Below are 18,278 nucleotides of genomic sequence, written 5' to 3'. Positions count from 1 at the left end.
GGAGTGTTTGTTTATCGAGCTCACGCGTAGTACATACAAATACGCTGACCGTTCATCTCGGCGATATTGAACCCGGTGTCGTAAATGTCCGACAACACCTCGGCCTGGATCACGTCATCTACCGGCCCCTGGGTGATCACCCTGCCCTGCTTGAGGGCAATAATATGGTCGGCATAGCAGGAGGCGAAGTTGATATCGTGGATCACGATCACCACCGCCTTGTTCAGCTCGTGGGCCAGCACGCGAATGTTGCGCATGATCTGCAGCGAGTGCCGAATATCCAGGTTGTTTAGTGGTTCGTCCAGAAACACGTATTCGGTGTCCTGGGCCACCACCATGGCAATAAAGGCCAGTTGCCGCTGGCCGCCGCTCAGCTCGTCGAGATAGCGGTGTTGAATATCGGCCAGATCCAGATAGTGAATGGCCTTGTCGATCACCGCCTTGTCATGCTCGGTGAGCTTGCCGCCGCTGTGGGGAAAGCGGCCAAACGACACCAGCTCGCGCACGCTGAAGCGCATGTTGAGGTTGTTGGCCTGGCGCAACACGGCCAGCCGTTTAGCCAGCACCCTGGTGTCCCAGTCGGCCAGCGCCTTACCGTCGACAAACACCTCGCCGCCGTCCTTGTCGAGCAGCCGGCTGGCCATGGACAGCAGGGTGCTTTTACCCGCGCCATTGGGGCCGATAATGGCCGTCACCTGGCCGGCCTGAAAACAGGCAGAGGCCTGATCGATCACCATTTTCGCGCCGAATGCCTTGGTCAGCCGGTCCAGTTCAATCATGGTTTGAGCACCCCTGTGGTTATACTTTTTGCCGGATCAGCAGCCACAGAAAATACAGGCCGCCAACAAAGTTGATCACCACGCTCAGGGTGGTGTTGAGTGAAAACAGGTTTTCCAGCAGCCACTGGCCGCCCAGTAGCATCAGCACCGCCAGCAAAGAGCTGGCCAGCAGCAGCACTCTGTGCTGATAGCTGTGGCACAGCTGCCGGCTGAGATTGGCCACCAGCAGGCCAAAAAACAGAATGGGCCCTACCAGGGCGGTAGACACCGACACCAGCACCGCAATCAGCAGCAGCACCCGCCGGGTCACCGCCTTTACATCCACGCCCAGACCGATGGCGTTGTCTCTGTCCAGCCAGAACACATCCAGGGTGCGATGCTGGCGGTACAGCAGCGTGACCACCAGCGCCAGCGGCAGCAGGCAGAGATACACCAGATCGCCGTTGATGTTGTTGAAGCTGGCAAACATCTTGCCTTGGGCCAGAGCGAACTCGGTGGGATCCAGCAACACCATAAAGAAGGAAGACAGGCTGCCGAACAGCTGGCCGAAAATCACCCCAAGCAGCAACAGGGTCATAATGCCGGCCTGCTGTCTTTTAAAATAAAAACCGAACAGCAGCAGCGAGAACAGCATCATCACCACCACCGACAGCACGAAATTCACATACACATTGGCCATGGCCACGCTCAGGCCGCCAAGCAGCAGCACCAGCAATATCTGGGTGGCCTGATACAGGGCATCAAAGCCCATGATGCCGGGGGTCAGAATGCGGTTGCTGGTAATGGTCTGAAACACCAGTGACGACTGGGCAATGGCCACCGCTGCCATGATCAGCGCCAGCACCCGGGGCACCCGCCGCGACAGAAAATAGCGGTAGTTGTCGGCGTCCAGTCCCACGCCCACAAACAGCGCCACCAGCAGCAACGAGGCCGCCGCCAGCACCATAATTTTTACGCTGTCAGACATCATGCCCCCTGCCCGCTCTGAGTGTCTTTCAGCACCAGATAAATAAAGGCGCCGCCGCCGAGCAGACTGATGATCATGGTGATGGGCACCTCATGGGGAAAAATAATCAGGCGGCCGAGCACATCGCACACCAGCACCAGAATGGCCCCGCACAGCGCCGTGACCGGAATGTTTTTGCGCATATTGTCGCCCTGATAGCGGGACACCAGGTTGGGCACAATCAGCCCCAGAAACGGCAGCATACCCACTATCATCACCACCGACGCCGACATCACCGACACCAGCAGCACGCCCAGCAGCACCAGCTGCCGGTAGTTGAGACCAAGACTCACGGAAAAATCCCGGCCCATTCCCACCGCCGACAGCCGGCTGGCAAACCAGTAACTGAGAATGCCTACCGGCAGGGCAAGATAGAGCAGCTCATAATTGCCGCGCAGAATGCTGGAAAAGTTGGCCATTTCCCAGCCGGACAGGTTTTGAATCACATCGTATTTGTAAGCTACAAAAGTAGCAGCAGCAGCCACCACATTGCCATACACAATGCCGGTAAGGGGCACATAAATAGTGTTTTTGAACTGCACGCCGTGAATAAAGTTTACAAACACCAGGGTGCCGGCCATGGCCGAGCCAAAGATGACCAACAAGTTGTTGCCGTCGCCAAACAGCACCAGGCTCAGTACATAGCCAAACATGGCGCATTCTATGGTGCCGGTGGTGGACGGAGCGGCAAAACGGTTCTGGCTGATTTGCTGCATAATCAGCCCGGCAATACTCAGACCCGCTCCCGCCAGCCAGATGGCCAGCAGCCGGGGCAGACGGCTGACCAGCAGCAGCTCGAGTGCGGCCGTATCCCCTTTCAGGATCGCCGCCATATCCAGGTCAATCACACCCACAAACACCGATGACGCGCTTAACAGCACAAAAACAGGCAATAAGAATTTCACGTTAACTTCCCGACCGCATCAAGGGCTTACTGCATCTGCAGGTTCTGTTTCACGTCCGAAATCATGATTTCGGTGGCGGTCACGCCCGAGGCGGTGATGTACCAGGCACTGGTATTGAGGTAAGTCACGGCCTGGTTCCGGTAAGCATTGGTGGCTTTTACCAGGGCATTGTCAAACTGCTCATGCGTGGTGCTTCTGCCCTTGTTCACTACCTTGTCGCGATCGATGATAAACAGGTGCTGAGGGTTGGCCTGCTTGATGTACTCAAAAGACACCAGCTCACCATGACGGGACTGACTGTGTACCTCAGCCGCATTCACAAAGCCAAAGTCACGGAAGAGGGCGGAAAAGCGTGAGTGCGCGCCAAAGGCGGTCATGTTCTTGCCGCTGCTCATCACCAGCAGAGCATTGTTTTGCTCGGTCCGGTTGCGCCCGGCAATGGCGTTAAACTCGGCATTCAAGGCGGCGATTTTGGCCTCTACCCTGTCTTCAATGGCAAACACCCGCCCCAGGGTGCGCCACAGCTGCTGCGTGGCCTGCCAGTAGCTGGCACCGGCCTGTTCATCGGGGGCAAACACCAGAGTCGGGGCGATTTTGCTCAGCTCAGCAAACTGATCCGAGCTGCGGGGGCCAACAATAATGAGATCCGGCTTCAGGCTGAAGATACCCTCAAAGTCGGGCTCAAACAGGGTGCCGGACGTAGCATATTGCTCGCTACGGTATTGCGCCAGATAATCGGGCAGATATTCCTTGGTCACCGCCACCGGCGCTATGCCAAAGGCATCCAGCACATCCAGGGCGGCAATGCCCGTTACCACCACCCGCTCGGGCCTTACCTGTACCTGCGTGCTGCCCATGGGGTGCTTCACGGTAACCAACTCCGCCGGCGCGGCGGCGACAGCAAAAGGAAAAACAACGGCGGCCAACAGCGCCAGAGCCATAACACGCATCATTCCCTCCTTCAGCCTTGTGGCCAGTGCAGCACCTGCTGCTCACGGCGGGCAAAGCGATCAAAGTGGGACTTTATCACTGCTTTCAGCTCTTCCAGCCGAGCCTGGTCTTCGGCTCGGCAGTGAATATGCAGCGCTTCGGCATTCGCCGCCATGGTGCAGCGGCCAATGTCGAACTCAATCTCACCTTGATGGTCGTTCCAGCGGGCCTCGACCTTGTGATTGAAATGCTTGCACAAATGACGCAGATACTTGCTGCCCTCAATGGTGTTAACCACTGTGCTTGTCTCAAACATGAATACCTCCGTAAACGGTTAAAGGCAGGCACTATATGCCTGCCTTTAAATAGCAAGGGGATCAGAAGCGGTAGCTGGCACTCACGCGAATATCACGGCCGGCTTCGGGCAGGCCGGCGGTCACATCGTCCGGATCGGCAAAGGTGGCGTGATCCAGATACTGCTTGTCGAACAGATTGTTGATGCTCAGGGCCAGGGTCAGCTGATCGCCAGCCAGCGGACGCCAGCGGGCATGGATATCATGCACGCCGTAACCGGGCTTCTCGGAGAAGCCATCCGCCACTGTGGTCAGGCGCTCGGAGAAGCGGCCGGTCCAGCCCAGGTCCACGCTCTCAACCGGGTAAAAGTCCAGGCTGGCCACCCAGAGATCACCCTGGCTGGTGCCGATGCCCATGTTCCAGTCAGACAGCGGCTGACCTTCAAATTCGGGGCGGCTCTGGCTGTAGCTCAGACCGGCACTTACCCGAGTCCAGTCGTAGCCGATGCCGGCGGTAAAGCCTTTGTTCCTGAGATCACCCAGATTGCCCAGCTGGCGGTTGTCGTTACGACCCACTATGTCGTCGATATGGGTCACAAAGGCCTCGGCAGTCAGGTGCAGGCCGCCACTGCGGTAGGTCACGCCCAGCTCGTAGTTGTCGGCGGTTTCTTCCTTGCGATCCGGCGCGTTTTCAAACTCCAGCAGGTAAATTTCCTTCACCTGAGTGCCGCGGAAAGCCCGGGCCCAGCCGCCGTGAAGGTTCAGCTCATCGGTCACATCCAGGCTGAAGCCCAGGTTGGGGCTGAAGCCGGACTCGCTGTAGCTGCGACCGGAGCGGGCTTCATCAAGCTGGTACCAGTCGTAGCGGGCACCGGCGCTCAGCAGCAGGCGGTCGGTTACCTGGAAATGATCCTGCAAATAGACTCCGGTCACCCGGCCCTTGTCGGTGTCGGTCAGAGAATATTTAGGCTGATACAGCACGCCCTTGTCGTGGCGGTAGTCCACGCCATAGGTCAGGGTGTTGGCACCCAGCCGGCTCTTGTTGCGCAGATCGCCGCCCTGGCTTTCGGCGCTGGCGTAGATATCTCCCCATTTCCCTTCGTACTGATCCAGGGTGGACGCGGTACGGTACAGGGTCAGTTCGGCGTCAACCAAATCGCTGTTATTCGGGCTAAAGCCATATTTACCGGTGATGGTCTCGCGTTGCAGATCCTGATTGATGGGCGTGTTTTCCAGCATATGCGCCTTGGTGGAGCGAAACGCCTGATCCCGGCTGCGCTCATAGCTCAGGCTCAGCTTCTGCTCATCGGTAAGCTGACCCACCACCTTGGCAAAGCCGGTGTTCAGCTCGGTGCCGGTATAGGGCTGAGTGTTACCATCGCCATCTTCATATTCGCCCAGATCGGTGCGCGACAGGGTGGCCAGGGCACTCCAGTCATCGGTAAGATGACCATAGACGCTGGCGGACGCCTTGAAGCCATCGGTATTACTGTAGTAACCGCTTTTTACCGTGGCACCAAGGCGCTGCCCCGGACGCAGCAAGTCGGAGGGATCCCTGGTCACAAAGCGAATGGCGCCGCCCAGGGCACCCGGACCATTGGTAGCCTCGCCGGCACCGGCAGACACTTCTACCTGCTTGAGCAGCTCGGGATCGATCAGCAGCCGGCCCTGATGATGGAACAGCTGGCCGCCCTGAGTGGCACCGTCCACGCTGACGTTAAGCAGGGTATCTTCCACGCCGCGCACGTAAATTTTCTGCGCCGCCGGCGCCGAGCCGCCTACGGTCACCTCGGGGTTGCCGGCAAAAATATCGGCCACGTCATTGGCCTGGCGCTTCTCCAGCGCCTCCTCGCCAATCACGATATCGGTATCCGGCGCGGTGCGCGACTCGGTCACCAGCACCTGATCCAGTTCGGTATAGTGGTTGCTGTTAGCCAAGGCCGGGGCGGCGCCTATTGCGGCGGTAACGGCCACGGCCAGGGCAGAGGGTCGGGTCAGCAGGGAAACGGGCTTAGTCATTGAGAGTAAACATCCATTTAATGAGAACGATTTTTATTTGTGGGCGTATTCTCAATATTTCTGGTATTCCGGTAAATGATTTTTACATTTGTTACATTCGGTGGTGAATCACCTCAGACAAACCCATAGCCACGGCCGTGAACCGTCTTCAGCCGCTCCGGGTCCAGCCCCGCCTGCACCAGCTTGCGCCGCACCCGGCTAAGGTGCATGTCCAGACTGCGATCGTCGTTGCTGAACGGCTTTTCCAGCACCTGGCGATAAAGAAAGGGTTTGTCCAGCACCCGCTCCCGGTGCGCCACCAGGGTCCACAGCAGCCGGAACTGAATGGGGGTCAGCGTGACCGGGGCCTGGCCCACGCTCACCTGCATTTGCTGGCGATCCAGGCACAGGCCGTCGGCCCGCAGTATTCGGGCCGGCTGCGCCGGCCCCGGTGAGTAGCGCCGTAACAGTGCCTGAATGCGCAGCAGGCACTCCTCAACATCGGCCGGCGCAGAGAGTGCATCATCGGCGCCCCGGCTCAGGGCGGCAATGCGCCCTGCCGCCGACTCGTCCGCTGCAATCGCCAGCAGGGGTCGGTCACTCAGCTGCCGGCACTGCTGCACCCATTCCGGCCCCGCCTCCCCCACCGGCAGGCACAGCACCGCCATTAACGGCAGCTCTCGTTCCAGCAGCGCCATCGCCTGCACCATGGAGCAACACAGCGTTTTGTGTCCGGCCTGCTGCAGCTGCCTGCTCAGCGCCACAACAAACTCATCCTCCTCAGCCATCACCAGAAGCAGGGTATCGGTGATCACCGGATTCAACGACATACTCCCTCCTTATCCCACGGCGAGCAGCTGCGGATGCGCACAGGCCTCGCGGACCAGCCCGGCGATGATCCGGCGATCCCGGCCCAGTACCTCATAGGCGTTGTTGCCGAACCACTCCAGCGAGGCCGATATATTCGGCTCGTTTTCGTCCAGCAGGGCCGCCAGAAACGTCCGGTAGTCCAGCTCGCCTTCAAACAGGGGGACCATGCCTTCGCGATCGCCGGCCGCCGCATACACATTGGCCGGGTTGAATACCGACAGCTGATCACGGCAGTACACATTCTTGAGGTGAAAATAGCCCACATGGGGGCGCAGCTGGCGCAGCAGGGCCAGCGGCTCATCCCCGCCTTCCCACACATGCAGGGTGTCGAAATTGAGTTTAAAGGCCGAATGATTGACTTCGTCAAGCAGGCGCAGGGTAGAAGCGCCACAGTCCGCCAGGGTGCCCGGGTGGGTTTCCACCAGCAGCTCCAGGCCGTGATCCGCGGCCATCATGCTCTGCTCCCGCAAACAGGCCGCAATGGCGGCGCGCTGCTCCGGGGTGGTGTCGTGGCTGCCGCAACGACCGGCAAAGGTGCGAATGCGCTTCGCTCCCCAGTGTCGGGCCAGCGCACACAGGCTCAGGGTCTGCTGCCGAATCTCCTCATGCGGGCCCTCGGTGGGCAGATAATCGCTGAGCATGGGCACCTCCAGGCCAAAGCCGGCCAGCCAGTCACCATCGTAATGGGGCTGTCCCGCCAGGTTGCGGGCATGGGCCCCCCACAGCTCAATGCCCTGAAACTGGTTGGCCTGGGCCCAGATGGCCAGCTCGGCCAGCGACACCAGCTGGTGCCGAAAGCTGATGGTACAGAGTGCAATCTTCATGCTGCGCCCTCCATCACGTCGGCGTCACCGGCCGCCAAGCCATGGTGAGCGCACCAGTCGGCAAACACCGCCGCCAGTCCGCCCTTGAGCCGGAACTCGGTGTCGTCCAGGGTATCCAGCTGTTGAGTAATGGCCGGCACCAGTGCCTCATCCCCGCTTTGCCCCAGCTTCATCAGCTGGTAATGCAGCGTTTTAAAGCCCTGGATCAGGCTTTCTATTACTGCGCACCAGCTCTCGAAATCGGCGTCGGCCAGCTTCAATTCCCGCCAGAAAAAGGCAAAGGCGTGCTCATAGCCGTATTTACGCACCGAGATCACCGGCAGCTCGCGCAGGGCATGGCTCAGGTTGCTCAGCTGCACGCCATCGGTGCCGTTCAGGTGCGCCTGCAGAATGCGCCGTACTCCCTCGGTCAGGGCATTGCGCTCGGGCTGAAAGCAGGCAAGAAAGTAGTCCCGCACCACCTCCGGTGGCGCCGGCCGGGCCGTGCTGCGGTCAAAGCGCCAGCCACCGGCCACAGTGGGCTGATCCACCGCCTGCAATATGCGCGCCCGTGGCAGTTCGCCTTCCCAGCGGTAATCCGGATCCCGCATCATCCAGACGTCCGGATCGGCGGTGGTTTCCAGCAATACATAGTGCGGAAAGGGGTTCTGGTTGAACTTGTTTTCCCGCTCGGGCAACTGGTAAAGATCGAGCATCACCATCACAGAGCCCGTGGCCGGCCGTTGCTCGACCAGCTCGCACAGGGTGGCGATATTGTCGGCCCGGGAAGCGTCCGGCCGGTACCACTGCTGCAACGGAATGCCGTACAGGCGTTCGAACCAGTAGTGAAAGATGTCATGATTGATCGAGGGGGCGTGGTAGCTCAGCACCCAGCCCGGCTCGATGGCGAAATCTGCATCCCACACCGAAAAATAATAGGGCCGGTGATCAATGCCGGCCTGCTTCAGCGCATCGCAGACACAGCTGACAAAGCAGTGCACCTTGATGTCTTCATACTCCTCGCCGTGCACGCCCTCTCCCGGCTCGCTCCCGGCCGTGTCCGGCACCGCCGGCTCAGTCTCACCGGCACTGCGCTCAAGAAAGGCGGCCAGGCCGGCCACCGTGGTGAAATCTTCCTGACCCAGCGCTTGCTCGGGAATGGTAAAGCCCCAGTCCAGCTCCAGGTGAAGCAGCAACTGCAGCATCTGTATCGAGTCCAGGTACAAGTCTTCATTCAACCGAGCATCGGGCCCGAACCCGCTCAGATGCGGATGAGCCAGGGTATCGCGCAGCACCCGGTGAATGGCGTTGATAATCTGCTGTTGTTCCATCAGGCCACCTCCCCGGCAGTGAGGGTCAGCTCACCGGCGGCAAAGCGCGCCGCCACCTCCCGGCGGCTGATCTTGCCGTTGGCCTGGCGCGCGATATCCTCCACCTGCACCATCTCCGCCGGGATCTGATAGGGCACCAGCCGGGCCCGGCACCAGTCCCGTAACGCATTTAGCGAGACCGACGCATCGGCGGTAAACAGCAGGCAGGCCCGCTCGCCGGAAAAGGGATCCGGCTTGCGCAGCACCACGGCGTCATCAATGCCGGGCATCGCCATGACCACGTCTTCCACCTCCTGTGGGTAGAGGTTCAGCCCGGCCACATTGATGGTGTCATCACTGCGGGCCACGAACACCAGCATGCCGTCGGGGCGCCGGTAACCCAGATCCCGAGTGTGAATAACGCCGTCCTCCCCTTTAAACACCAGCTCGGCCGGCGCTTCGCCGCTGGGGGCATTGACCAGCATCAGATGCGGCAGCACAAAGCCAATATCACCGGCGGAGGTCACCGCCGGGTTGATGGCAATGCAGCCAGCCTCGGAACAACCGTATTGCTGAAACAGATGCTCGGTGCAGGCGCTCAGGGTCTGAAACCAGGGACCGGGCAACACGGTGCCGGAGGTCATCACCCCATGCAGGCGCTCCCCGGCCGGCAGCAGCCGGCACAGGGTGTTGAGCATGGCCGGTGAGGAATAGAGCAAATGCTGCGGTATGGCCCGCAAACGCCGCAGCAGGTATTTGGGATTGAGGTTGTCGAGGATCACCGGCACCTGTCCCCGGCGCAGGGCCACCAGCAGGCCGGCGATCAGACCGTAGGAATGGGTGAGCGGACAGGCGATCACCGCCGTCATGGTCTCGGGCTCGCGAAAATGACTCACATAACTGCTCAGCTCGCGCTCTATGCTGGCCCAGGCGCGGGCAATACACTTGGGCTCGCCGGTGGTGCCGGAGCTCATCTGCAGCAACTCGCCCCCCGGTATCGCCGGGCGGCCCTGATCCAGCGGTTCGGCATGCAGATCGTGATAAAACAGCCAGTGACAGCCGGCCCGCCGGGCCTGTCGCTGGGCCGCTTCCAGGGGCATGTCCGGGTGCAGCGGCAATACCGTGCTGCCGGCGTCGCGCAGATAGAAAAACAGCGCCAGCCAGTCTGCCGTGGCCGGCAGACAGACCGCGTAGCGGTATTGCCGGCAGTCAGCAAGGGCCGACAGGGCCGCAAACTCACGGGCGGCGGCCTCGAAATGGGCCCGATCATAAAATTGCTCGTTTACATACAACATCGGATTCAGCTCTCGTGATGGGGTTCCGCACACAGGGGGTTGTCGATCAGATGGTGATAGTCCACCCGGTTACCGGACAACTTGCGGGTTAACAGGGATTCGGTATAAAGCTGGCGGGCATCGTGCCCCAGCCGGCGCTGGCGCGCCTGCAGATGGTGCTCGCTGGCGTAGCGCTCCAGCCGGAGCGCCAGCCGGGACCAGAACCGGTTTTCCGGCAGGCCACAGTGACTTTCAAGCAGATTGGACACTTCGCTCAGGTTGAACACAAAGAGGGTGTCCATCACCAGCTCGCGCAGCAACTCCAGGGTTTCCATCCAGTAATACTGGTTGGGCGCGGCTTTCCGGTAGCAGGCATCCAGCGCCGGAAAGTCCGGCACCCGCTCCGGCGCGCGAACAAAGGCGGGCACATACTCCACGCTCTCGTGAAAATCGCGCAGCACCAGCCGCACCGGCCAGCCATTGCGATGCACCAGCACCATGTTCTGACCATGGGCTTCCAGCGCAATGCCGTGGGCCACCAGCAGGTGCCACACCGGCAGCACCGCCACCTCAAACAGCCGGTCGAGCCAGGGCTCCAGCCCGTGCCGGGCCAGCCAGTCGGCAATAAAGGGCCGGCCGTCCTGCTCCAGCATCATCAGCGCATTAAAGGGCACCGCCTGCTCGCCGGGCTGCAGCAGTGGGGTCAGGCTTTGACGCCAGATGGCGGCCAGCTGCCCCTCTTCATCGGCGATCATGCCGGCATATTCGGCCAGCAGGGTTAGCGGATAACGCGTGTTGAACAAGGGATCGGACGCCACCACCCCGGTCAGCCAGTGCGAAATGGCCGGGGCGCTGCATACCGAATGAGGTGCCAGGGTGCGCAGCGAAGAGCTGTTCACCATGTTCATCGCCAGCTTGATATTGGCCTTGTGGGGGCAGTCTGCATTCAGCAGGGTGCGTACCGACTGGCTGGCCTGATAGTGATCGCCGGCCGCGCCGAGAAAAAGATAACGCCCCTGCTCCAGCCCTGCGGCCAGCCGGGCGTGGCGTTGCTGTTGCCACTGCCAGGGATGCAGGGGCAGCAGGCCGTGACTTTCCCAGCTGCCACCCAGGCCATGCAACCGGGTAGAAAGCAGATCCCAGGCCTCGCCGCCCAGCTCGGCCAGCCAGAAGGCGGTGTCTTTCGCCGGCAGTGACTGACGCAGGCAGGAACGCTCCACCGCCAGCCACACCAGCTGAAAGCGGGCCGCGGCCTCGGGGCCGTACTGCCGGTGATCCCGCTCGCTGAATCCGGTGCGCGCCTTGAAGCAGGGATGGTAAGGATGCCCCTCGTCGAGGGCGGCCTCCAGCCGGGCAAAATCCAGCCCGCGGCGTGAGCGCGGCGTGACCAGCTGCTGCCGGTTCCAGCGACACAGCCGTACCGTTTGTTCAAGCTCGCTCGCCAGTTGCTCGCGCACCCGAGGCTGCGCCGGCAGCGCCGTAAGCAGCTGCTGCAACCCGGCCGGCTGCCAGCCCCAGCCGTCATTCTGCTGCAGGCTGCCGGCGGTTATCCGTACCCGCCCAAAGGCACCGATACGGGCCCGGCAACGGTAGTGAATGTTGCGCAAGCGCCAGTGCAGAAAGGTGCCATCGTCCGTGTTTTGCCATTCCGCCGGCAGCCGTTTTTCAAACAGCAGGGCTTCCACCAGCTGCCGCAGCACCCGCTCTTCCGGCTGGTTGATCCGTTCCTCAGGCAACGGCATCGGCCACCTCCTGCCGCTGGCGCTGTCGCCATTGCCACAGCGGATTGACCAGCTCGGTATAAATGGCCTGCTCGTTGTCGGCTTCCAGTTCATCCACGTCATACAGCCGGGTCAGCAAATTGCCCTTGGCCGGAATGGTGGATCTGTGCAGCAAGGAGCGGGCAAAGTCGCGGCCGGCGCCTTCAAGGGTGCCCGCCAGCCGCTCAAGACGGCGGTACAGCATGGCCAGCAGCGCGGCCTCGCTGACCAGGCCGTCCTGCCCCATGCGGCTGATAATGGCGTAAACCTGGTTAACGATCAGGTAATAGGCAAAACGATCCTGAATGGTGTCGTCCGGATAATAGAGCGATGCTATCTGCGCCGCCTCCGGCGCCAGCCGGTCGAGCTGGCCACGATAGCGCTCGGACAGGTAATAGCCCTGATTGTCCCGGTAATAATAAGCGGTGGGATAGCCGGTGGAGACATCGAGCAAGCTGTTCTGCTGGTGGGCCTCCAGGGCAATGCCCTGCTCATCGAAGAGGCGGAGCAGCGGCTCGAGGGCACAATCCAGATAGCGCTCAAACCACTGGCGGCCTGCAGCTTCCGGCGACTGTCCGTCACGCTGAGCCAGGTCTTTGAGCAGGGCAGCCAGCCGCGACGGCGCGCCCGGCAGGGGATCAGCGGTCAGCGCCGCTATGGTGCACACGCCCCGCTCTTTACCGCCGGTAAAGGGATTGTCACGCAGTATCACCTCAAACCCGCTTTCTTCCCGGCCGGGCAGATCCAGGGTGATGTAGGCGGGATCCTGAATCATGCGAAACGCCGGATAACGGCGTAAAAAGCCGGTGCGGGCCAGCAGACGGTCCATCATGCCCCCTGCTTCCAGCTCATGGCGACGGTTGCGCCGCAGCGAGTTGGTGATCCGCACCGGAATCGAAAACTTGACCATCCAGGGCAAGGCCGGGTGATACAGAGTACGCACCGACGAAGTGGCGGCAAACTCGGGGCCGGCCGGCCCCAGATAACTGAGCCTGCCGTCGGCGAGCAGGGCATTGACCGCCGGATCCAGCAGCAGCGCCTGCGCCTGCAGCGGATGCATGGGCAGCAGCAGCTTGCCGTCCGTGCGCGCCAGCCGCTGAGCGTCGTCCCCCAGCAGTGCCTTGATCATGTCCGGTGCCTGCTGCGGCCGGGACGAGCCGTGCCGCACCAGACTCGCATCGGCGGCAAAATAATGCAGGGCAAAGCAACCGCCAAGCTCGGGCGCGTAGACCCTTTGCTGCCAGTCGGTCATGCCCTGACGACTCTTGGGCGTGGGGTGCAGCCAGTGACCGAACAGCACCGCCTGCTCGGCGGTAATAAAAGTGTCCATCTCCCGGTGCCGGCGCCGCGCTTCCACATAGGCGGCCATCAGCCGGTAGCTGTCGGTGAGACGGTGCAGCAGTTCCAGCTCCCGCTCGCGCAACTGTTCGGCATGGCCCCGGCAGAACACCCGGTAAATTTCATGGACCAGCATCAGCACTGCGCTGAACGGCTCTACCGGTTGCCAGCCATCTTCCCGGGTGCGGCACAGCCAGAGCCGGCCAAACACATGGCAGCCGGTGAGCGAGCGATAGCTCAGCTCGGCCCGCAGCGTCGCCTGGTGGCTGGTCAGCGGCAGCTCAATGGCCTCGATGGTTGCCGGCTCGCCGCTTTCCGACCCGACGACATGAGTACAGTCGATCCCCGGCTCGACTTCACGCAAATAACAGTTGAGGAAGGCTCTCAGGGTAGCCTGTTCGGCGATATACCGTGATGATGTGGTCATCCTTTAACCTTGTTCGTTCTGGGAGCGATTCATGCTTTTGTTTGGCATGCGCAGGAAGTAAAGTATCAACGAACAGTAATTTGCATGATAATCGTTTTTATTTCTATATGTGTTACATATGTTACATCAGGGAGTAATTCATGTCAGTCGTTGAACGCGGCCACCCCATGGTGCAGACGCCGGTATTGCCGCTGTTTTTCCGTTTTGCCGGCCAGGCACTGATCAGCCTGCTGGCGATCACCAGTGCCTCACTGGTGGATGGCCTCTTTGTTGGCAACCTGGTCGGCGCCGACGCCCTGGCGGCCGTTACCCTGCTGGTGCCCTACTTCACCCTGCTGTTCGCCCTCGCGCTTGTGCTGGCCATTGGCGGCTCGGTGCGGGCCGGACACCACCTCGGCGCCGGCAATGCCATGGCCGCCGGCCGGCTGTTTGGCGCCGCCCTGCTGACCATTGCCCTGCTGGCCATGCTGGCCGGGGTGGCGGCCACCCTGTGGCCGCATCTGCTGTTCGATGCCCTGGGGGCACCGGCACGGCTGCGCCCGCTGATGGCGGAGTATCTCGGCATCATGAACATGGCCCTGGTCATTCAGCTGGTGACCATGGTGGCCTACTACTTCATTCGCAGCGACGGCCACCCCGAGCTGGCCACCCGCGCCCTGATCGGCGGTGCTCTGTGCAACATGCTGCTCAACGGTTTGCTGGTGGGCGTACTGGAGCTGGGGCTGGCGGGCGCGGCCTGGGCCACCCTGCTGGCCCAGCTGATTCAGATACTGCTGCTCGGTCGCTATTTTCAAAGACCCGAACGAACACTGCGTTTGCGCCTGAATGGCTATCCCTGGCGCGATATGGCCGCTGTGTGGCGCAATGGCCTGTCGGAAGGGGTGAATGAAATTTCGGTGGGCGTGGTGATCTGGCTGATTAACTGGCTGATGCTCGACGCCGTGGGGCCCGACGGCGTGGCCGCCTTCAGCATTGTCAATTATCTGATTTTTACCGGGGTCATGATCTGCTACGGCATTGTCGATGGCGTTCATCCGCTGGTCAGTCACAATCAGGGCGCGGGCCGGCCCGACCGGGTGCGTCAGGTGGTCAAGATGGCGGCGCTGACCCTGGCCGCCATCGCCGTGCTGATGACCAGCCTGCTGTTGCTGGCCGGCTCGCGCATTCCGGCCCTGTTTCTCGACACCGACGAGCAACATACCCTGATCCTGGCCAGTCATTATCTGGCTATTATCTGGCCGCTGTTTCTGTTTAACGGTTTCAATATGCTGATTGCCGTTACCTTTACCGCGCTGCAGCGGCCCCTGCCCTCGGCGCTGATCGCTTTCAGCCGCGGGCTGATCCTGCCGGTGGGCCTGATGCTGTGGCTGGCCAACCGCTTTGCGGATACCTCTTTTCTGCTGGCACTGCCACTGGCCGAAGGCCTGACCCTGGCGCTCGCCCTGCTGCTGGTGCTGAAAACTCCCATCACCACTAAGCCTCCATGCCAGCATACCGGGGGGACAGAGCACTGATCCGGACCGACTGATCAGAATGCTCGGGCGGTATATGATGATGCCAAACGAGCACGAACCGGTGCATGCCGTGTATTATCGGACCACGGCGCTTTCCGGCCGTATCACTGACTTTCTTGACGATGTGGCGCCACGACTGCCTTGTCACCATCAAATCAACAGGAGACGATGATGAGCACACCTTATACCCCACCCAGGGTCTGGAGCTGGGATTCCGCCAGTGGCGGTGAATTTGCCAATATCAACCGACCCGTGGCGGGCGCCACCCACGACAAGGCGCTGCCCGTGGGCAAGCACCCGCTGCAACTGTATTCCCTGGGCACGCCCAACGGGATGAAAGTGACCATTATGCTGGAAGAGCTGCTGGCGCTCGGTCACAGCGGTGCCGAGTACGACGCCTGGCTGATTCGCATTGGTGAGGGCGATCAGTTTTCATCGGGGTTTGTGGAAGTAAACCCCAACTCCAAGATCCCGGCACTGGTGGATCACAGCACGGATAAGCCGGTGCGGGTGTTTGAGTCCGGCTCCATACTGCTGTATCTCGCCGACAAGTTCGGTGCCCTGCTGCCAGAAGATACCGCTGAAAAAACCGAGGTGATGAACTGGCTGTTCTGGCAAATGGGCTCGGCGCCTTATCTGGGCGGCGGCTTTGGCCACTTTTATAACTACGCGCCGGAAAAGCTGGAATACCCCATCAACCGCTTTGCCATGGAAACCAAGCGTCAGCTGGATGTACTGAATCGCCAGCTGGCCGAGCGGCCCTATATCGCCGGTGACCACTACAGCATTGCAGATATTGCCATCTGGCCCTGGTATGGCGCCCTGGTACTGGGCCGCCTGTACGATGCGGGCGAGTTTCTGTCGGTGAGCGACTACAAACATGTGCTGCGCTGGGCCAATGCCATCGCTGAACGGCCCGCAGTACAGCGTGGGCGTCGGGTAAATCGCACCTGGGGGGATGAGTCGGAGCAACTGGAAGAGCGGCACAGTGCCGCGGATCTCGACTAAACAAAGAGGCGGTGATGACCGCCTCTTTTCATTGGAAAAACCGTAACGCGTTATAGCCCCAGTTTGTCGAACAAGCCGGGCAGTTTTTCATTGATCTTGTCACCCAGCTCGCCGCCGAGTTTCTCATTCAGCTTGCGCTTGACCCGCTCCGCTTCCTTGTCGGCTTTTTCCTTCAGGTAGAGATCGAACACCCGCTGCATGTCCAGGGTGTAGCGGGGCTCCTTGTAGCTGCCGCTGATGCGCACCGGCACCGTGATGTTCTTGAGTTCATCCAGGGACTCGCCGTCCTGGCCCTTGAGGGTGCCAACGATGGAGGTATTGAGCAGCACATTCAGGGACTCATCCAGCAGACTGGTTTCGCCCTCGCCCTGCACCCGCAGCAAAGGTGAGGCCAGGTTAAGGTTATTGGTCGCTATCTTGCCCTTGCCGATGGCAAAGTCGGCGGTCAGGACGCTGAAGTCGGTTTTCTGGGGCTCGTTATCCTCAGGCAGCGGCTGGCCCCTTACCTGGGCATAGCCCCGGCGGATCATGGCGGCAATATTCACGCCACGCAGGGCGCCATCGGCAAACTCCACCCGGCTGGTGCCGTTCAGGCTTTTCTTGATGGCCTGGGCCGACAGGCCCCGGCCAGTAACGTCCAGGGCCACGGTGGCTCGACCTTCGAGCGAGTCCATGCCGGCAGCGGCATTCAGCAATCGATAGCCGTCTACCCCGTTTAGCGCGGTTTGCAGGGCAAAACGCGCCGGCGACGGGTTGGCATCCAGGCTGGCCTTGCCCTTGAGTTCGCCATCATACAGCCGGGCACTGATTTGCTCGGCCGTGGCCTTGCCCTGACGGACCTTGATGTCGAGCTTGAGGTTGTCCATTTCCATGCCCTGCACTTTCAGCTGATCGGCGGCAAGACGACCCTGCACATCCAGGGTTTTGAGAATGGAAAGATCCGGTTCGTTCGATGCCACCGAGGGCGGCAGTTTGGCCCGCTTCGCCGGTGTCTCGCTGCTGTCGGTGGCGCTGGCACCACTGGCGGCGCCGCCCTGCTCACTGCTCCACTCGTCGCTCAGCTGTTCCAGATCCAGCAGCGGGGTGTGCAGATCAAAGCGGATTTTGGGGATATTGGTGGCATGGTTAACGCTGAGTTTGCCATCCAGGGTGAGCGAGCCCACCACCAGCGCCAGATTGCTGAATTCAGCCTGCTGGGTCGCCATGCTGTAGGCCAGATCGCCGTTCAGACTGAGCTCCTTGTTGCCGGGCACGGCACGGCCGGTAGCACCGGCCTTGAGGCTCAGGCCGGCCAGGCGCAGGCGATCCAGCTCCGGCGCCAGCCACAGGCGGCCGCCGGCTTCGATGCTGGCCTGCACCTCGTCGGAAAACAGGTTGCCCGACAGTGTCAGCAGGACTTCTTCGCCCGGGGAAAAGCGATCCAGGGCGAGGTTGACCCGGTTCAGCCGGGTCAGGGTGTCGGTTCGCTCGTCCTGCAGCAGCACTTCGGCGTCCACCACTCGTACCCCGGCCAGGCTGACGAATTCCAGCTCGCGCTTTTGCTTGGGCTGAGCCTCGGCCGCGTTGGAACCGGTCGTTTCTCCGGCCGATGACTCATCTTTCTTGCCCAGGTTGCGCAGATCATCCAGGTTGGTGGTGCCATCCTTGCGGGTGATAAGGTGCAAACGGGCGTTGCTCAGCACCGCCTCGCCCACTTCCAGCCGGTTATCAAACAACGGCTTGAGCGCCACATCCAGGCTCACCTCACCCACCGACAGGGTTGCGCCTTCTTCAAAGCCGGCCGGGTTCAGCAGGGCGGTCTTGCCCAGAGTGAAGCCCACAGAGGGGAAAAAGCGCCAGCTCAGATCGCCGTCGATGACCAGGGTGCGGCCGGTTTTTTCCCGGGTCTGCTCCACCAGCAGGCGTTTTACCCTGTCGGTATCCACCAGCCGGGTCAGGGCAAAGGCCCCCACCAACACCAGCAGCAACAGCACTGCCACCCCGTAAAGCCATTTTCTCATTATTTTTTGTCCCGTTTTGTGCGTGTAAAACCAATAAGTGACCGTTTCCCTGTCACTCCGGCC

At 61.2% G+C, this 18,278-nt stretch carries 15 protein-coding genes; 2 read left to right on the top strand and 13 right to left on the bottom strand.

Annotated features, from left to right (window positions below):
* Positions 1-20: 20 nt before the first annotated feature.
* From Q9290_RS05825 to Q9290_RS05770, 12 genes are all read right to left on the bottom strand, one after another.
* Complete coding sequence (locus tag Q9290_RS05825) at positions 21-779, bottom strand: iron ABC transporter ATP-binding protein (RefSeq protein ID WP_306078702.1); 759 nt, start codon at positions 777-779, stop codon at positions 21-23.
* A gap of 19 nt (positions 780-798) precedes the next feature.
* Positions 799-1,746 (bottom strand): iron chelate uptake ABC transporter family permease subunit, encoded by a 948-nt coding sequence (locus tag Q9290_RS05820; protein ID WP_306078701.1) that lies wholly within the window; start codon positions 1,744-1,746, stop codon positions 799-801.
* Positions 1,746-2,690: an ABC transporter permease gene (locus Q9290_RS05815; RefSeq protein ID WP_306078700.1), complete on the bottom strand. Its 945-nt coding sequence runs from the start codon at positions 2,688-2,690 to the stop codon at positions 1,746-1,748. The genes Q9290_RS05820 and Q9290_RS05815 overlap by 1 nt, the downstream gene beginning before the upstream one ends.
* Positions 2,691-2,716: 26 nt before the next feature.
* Positions 2,717-3,640 (bottom strand): siderophore ABC transporter substrate-binding protein, encoded by a 924-nt coding sequence (locus tag Q9290_RS05810; protein ID WP_306078699.1) that lies wholly within the window; start codon positions 3,638-3,640, stop codon positions 2,717-2,719.
* Between the two features lie 11 nt (positions 3,641-3,651).
* Positions 3,652-3,936, bottom strand: coding sequence for a DUF2218 domain-containing protein (locus tag Q9290_RS05805; RefSeq protein WP_306078698.1), 285 nt, complete (start codon positions 3,934-3,936; stop codon positions 3,652-3,654).
* A gap of 61 nt (positions 3,937-3,997) precedes the next feature.
* The gene (locus Q9290_RS05800; RefSeq protein ID WP_306078697.1) at positions 3,998-5,932 is read right to left on the bottom strand and encodes a TonB-dependent receptor domain-containing protein; all 1,935 of its coding nucleotides are present in this window, start codon (positions 5,930-5,932) and stop codon (positions 3,998-4,000) included.
* Positions 5,933-6,045: 113 nt separating this feature from the next.
* The gene (locus Q9290_RS05795; protein WP_306078696.1) at positions 6,046-6,741 is read right to left on the bottom strand and encodes a response regulator transcription factor; all 696 of its coding nucleotides are present in this window, start codon (positions 6,739-6,741) and stop codon (positions 6,046-6,048) included.
* 9 nt (positions 6,742-6,750) lie between these two features.
* Positions 6,751-7,605 carry a sugar phosphate isomerase/epimerase family protein gene (locus Q9290_RS05790; RefSeq protein ID WP_306078695.1) on the bottom strand — a complete coding sequence of 285 codons (855 nt, stop codon included), beginning with the start codon at positions 7,603-7,605 and terminating at the stop codon, positions 6,751-6,753.
* A complete protein-coding gene (locus Q9290_RS05785) occupies positions 7,602-8,915 on the bottom strand; it encodes a DUF6005 family protein (protein WP_306078694.1) in 1,314 nt (437 codons plus the stop codon). The genes Q9290_RS05790 and Q9290_RS05785 overlap by 4 nt, the downstream gene beginning before the upstream one ends.
* On the bottom strand, positions 8,915-10,189 hold the full coding sequence (locus tag Q9290_RS05780; RefSeq protein ID WP_306078693.1) for an AMP-binding protein: 1,275 nt from the start codon (positions 10,187-10,189) through the stop codon (positions 8,915-8,917). Before Q9290_RS05780 ends, Q9290_RS05785 begins: the two co-directional genes overlap by 1 nt.
* Before the next feature lie 5 nt (positions 10,190-10,194).
* The gene (locus tag Q9290_RS05775; RefSeq protein WP_306078692.1) at positions 10,195-11,910 is read right to left on the bottom strand and encodes an IucA/IucC family protein; all 1,716 of its coding nucleotides are present in this window, start codon (positions 11,908-11,910) and stop codon (positions 10,195-10,197) included.
* Positions 11,897-13,693, bottom strand: a complete 1,797-nt coding sequence (locus Q9290_RS05770) for an IucA/IucC family protein (protein WP_306078691.1) — start codon at positions 13,691-13,693, stop codon at positions 11,897-11,899. Before Q9290_RS05770 ends, Q9290_RS05775 begins: the two co-directional genes overlap by 14 nt.
* A gap of 140 nt (positions 13,694-13,833) precedes the next feature.
* Here Q9290_RS05770 and Q9290_RS05765 point away from each other — a divergent pair, with 140 nt between their 5' ends.
* Positions 13,834-15,207 (top strand): MATE family efflux transporter, encoded by a 1,374-nt coding sequence (locus Q9290_RS05765; protein ID WP_306078690.1) that lies wholly within the window; start codon positions 13,834-13,836, stop codon positions 15,205-15,207.
* A 171-nt stretch (positions 15,208-15,378) separates the two neighbouring features.
* The gene (gene yghU, locus Q9290_RS05760) at positions 15,379-16,215 is read left to right on the top strand and encodes a glutathione-dependent disulfide-bond oxidoreductase (RefSeq protein ID WP_306078689.1); all 837 of its coding nucleotides are present in this window, start codon (positions 15,379-15,381) and stop codon (positions 16,213-16,215) included.
* Between the two features lie 50 nt (positions 16,216-16,265).
* On the opposite strand, the gene Q9290_RS05755 is transcribed toward yghU, so the two are convergent.
* The gene (locus Q9290_RS05755) at positions 16,266-18,215 is read right to left on the bottom strand and encodes an AsmA family protein (RefSeq protein ID WP_306078688.1); all 1,950 of its coding nucleotides are present in this window, start codon (positions 18,213-18,215) and stop codon (positions 16,266-16,268) included.
* Positions 18,216-18,278 lie beyond the last annotated feature (63 nt).

This window comes from Oceanimonas aquatica (assembly GCF_030732065.1).
Taxonomy (GTDB): Bacteria; Pseudomonadota; Gammaproteobacteria; order Enterobacterales; family Aeromonadaceae; genus Oceanimonas.
Note: the sequence above shows the minus strand (reverse complement) of the source record. Positions and strands in the feature narration are given on the sequence as shown.

Bases quoted from the DNA above. Each gene is read 5' to 3' on its own strand.
- Q9290_RS05825 (WP_306078702.1), bottom strand. From the start codon at position 779: ATGATTGAACTGGACCGGCTGACCAAGGCATTCGGCGCGAAAATGGTG.
- Q9290_RS05820 (WP_306078701.1), bottom strand. From the start codon at position 1,746: ATGTCTGACAGCGTAAAAATTATGGTGCTGGCGGCGGCCTCGTTGCTG.
- Q9290_RS05810 (WP_306078699.1), bottom strand. From the start codon at position 3,640: ATGCGTGTTATGGCTCTGGCGCTGTTGGCCGCCGTTGTTTTTCCTTTT.
- Q9290_RS05805 (WP_306078698.1), bottom strand. From the start codon at position 3,936: ATGTTTGAGACAAGCACAGTGGTTAACACCATTGAGGGCAGCAAGTAT.
- Q9290_RS05800 (WP_306078697.1), bottom strand. From the start codon at position 5,932: ATGACTAAGCCCGTTTCCCTGCTGACCCGACCCTCTGCCCTGGCCGTG.
- Q9290_RS05795 (WP_306078696.1), bottom strand. From the start codon at position 6,741: ATGTCGTTGAATCCGGTGATCACCGATACCCTGCTTCTGGTGATGGCT.
- Q9290_RS05790 (WP_306078695.1), bottom strand. From the start codon at position 7,605: ATGAAGATTGCACTCTGTACCATCAGCTTTCGGCACCAGCTGGTGTCG.
- Q9290_RS05785 (WP_306078694.1), bottom strand. From the start codon at position 8,915: ATGGAACAACAGCAGATTATCAACGCCATTCACCGGGTGCTGCGCGAT.
- Q9290_RS05780 (WP_306078693.1), bottom strand. From the start codon at position 10,189: ATGTTGTATGTAAACGAGCAATTTTATGATCGGGCCCATTTCGAGGCC.
- Q9290_RS05775 (WP_306078692.1), bottom strand. From the start codon at position 11,910: ATGCCGTTGCCTGAGGAACGGATCAACCAGCCGGAAGAGCGGGTGCTG.
- Q9290_RS05770 (WP_306078691.1), bottom strand. From the start codon at position 13,693: ATGACCACATCATCACGGTATATCGCCGAACAGGCTACCCTGAGAGCC.
- Q9290_RS05765 (WP_306078690.1), top strand. From the start codon at position 13,834: ATGTCAGTCGTTGAACGCGGCCACCCCATGGTGCAGACGCCGGTATTG.
- yghU (WP_306078689.1), top strand. From the start codon at position 15,379: ATGAGCACACCTTATACCCCACCCAGGGTCTGGAGCTGGGATTCCGCC.
- Q9290_RS05755 (WP_306078688.1), bottom strand. From the start codon at position 18,215: ATGAGAAAATGGCTTTACGGGGTGGCAGTGCTGTTGCTGCTGGTGTTG.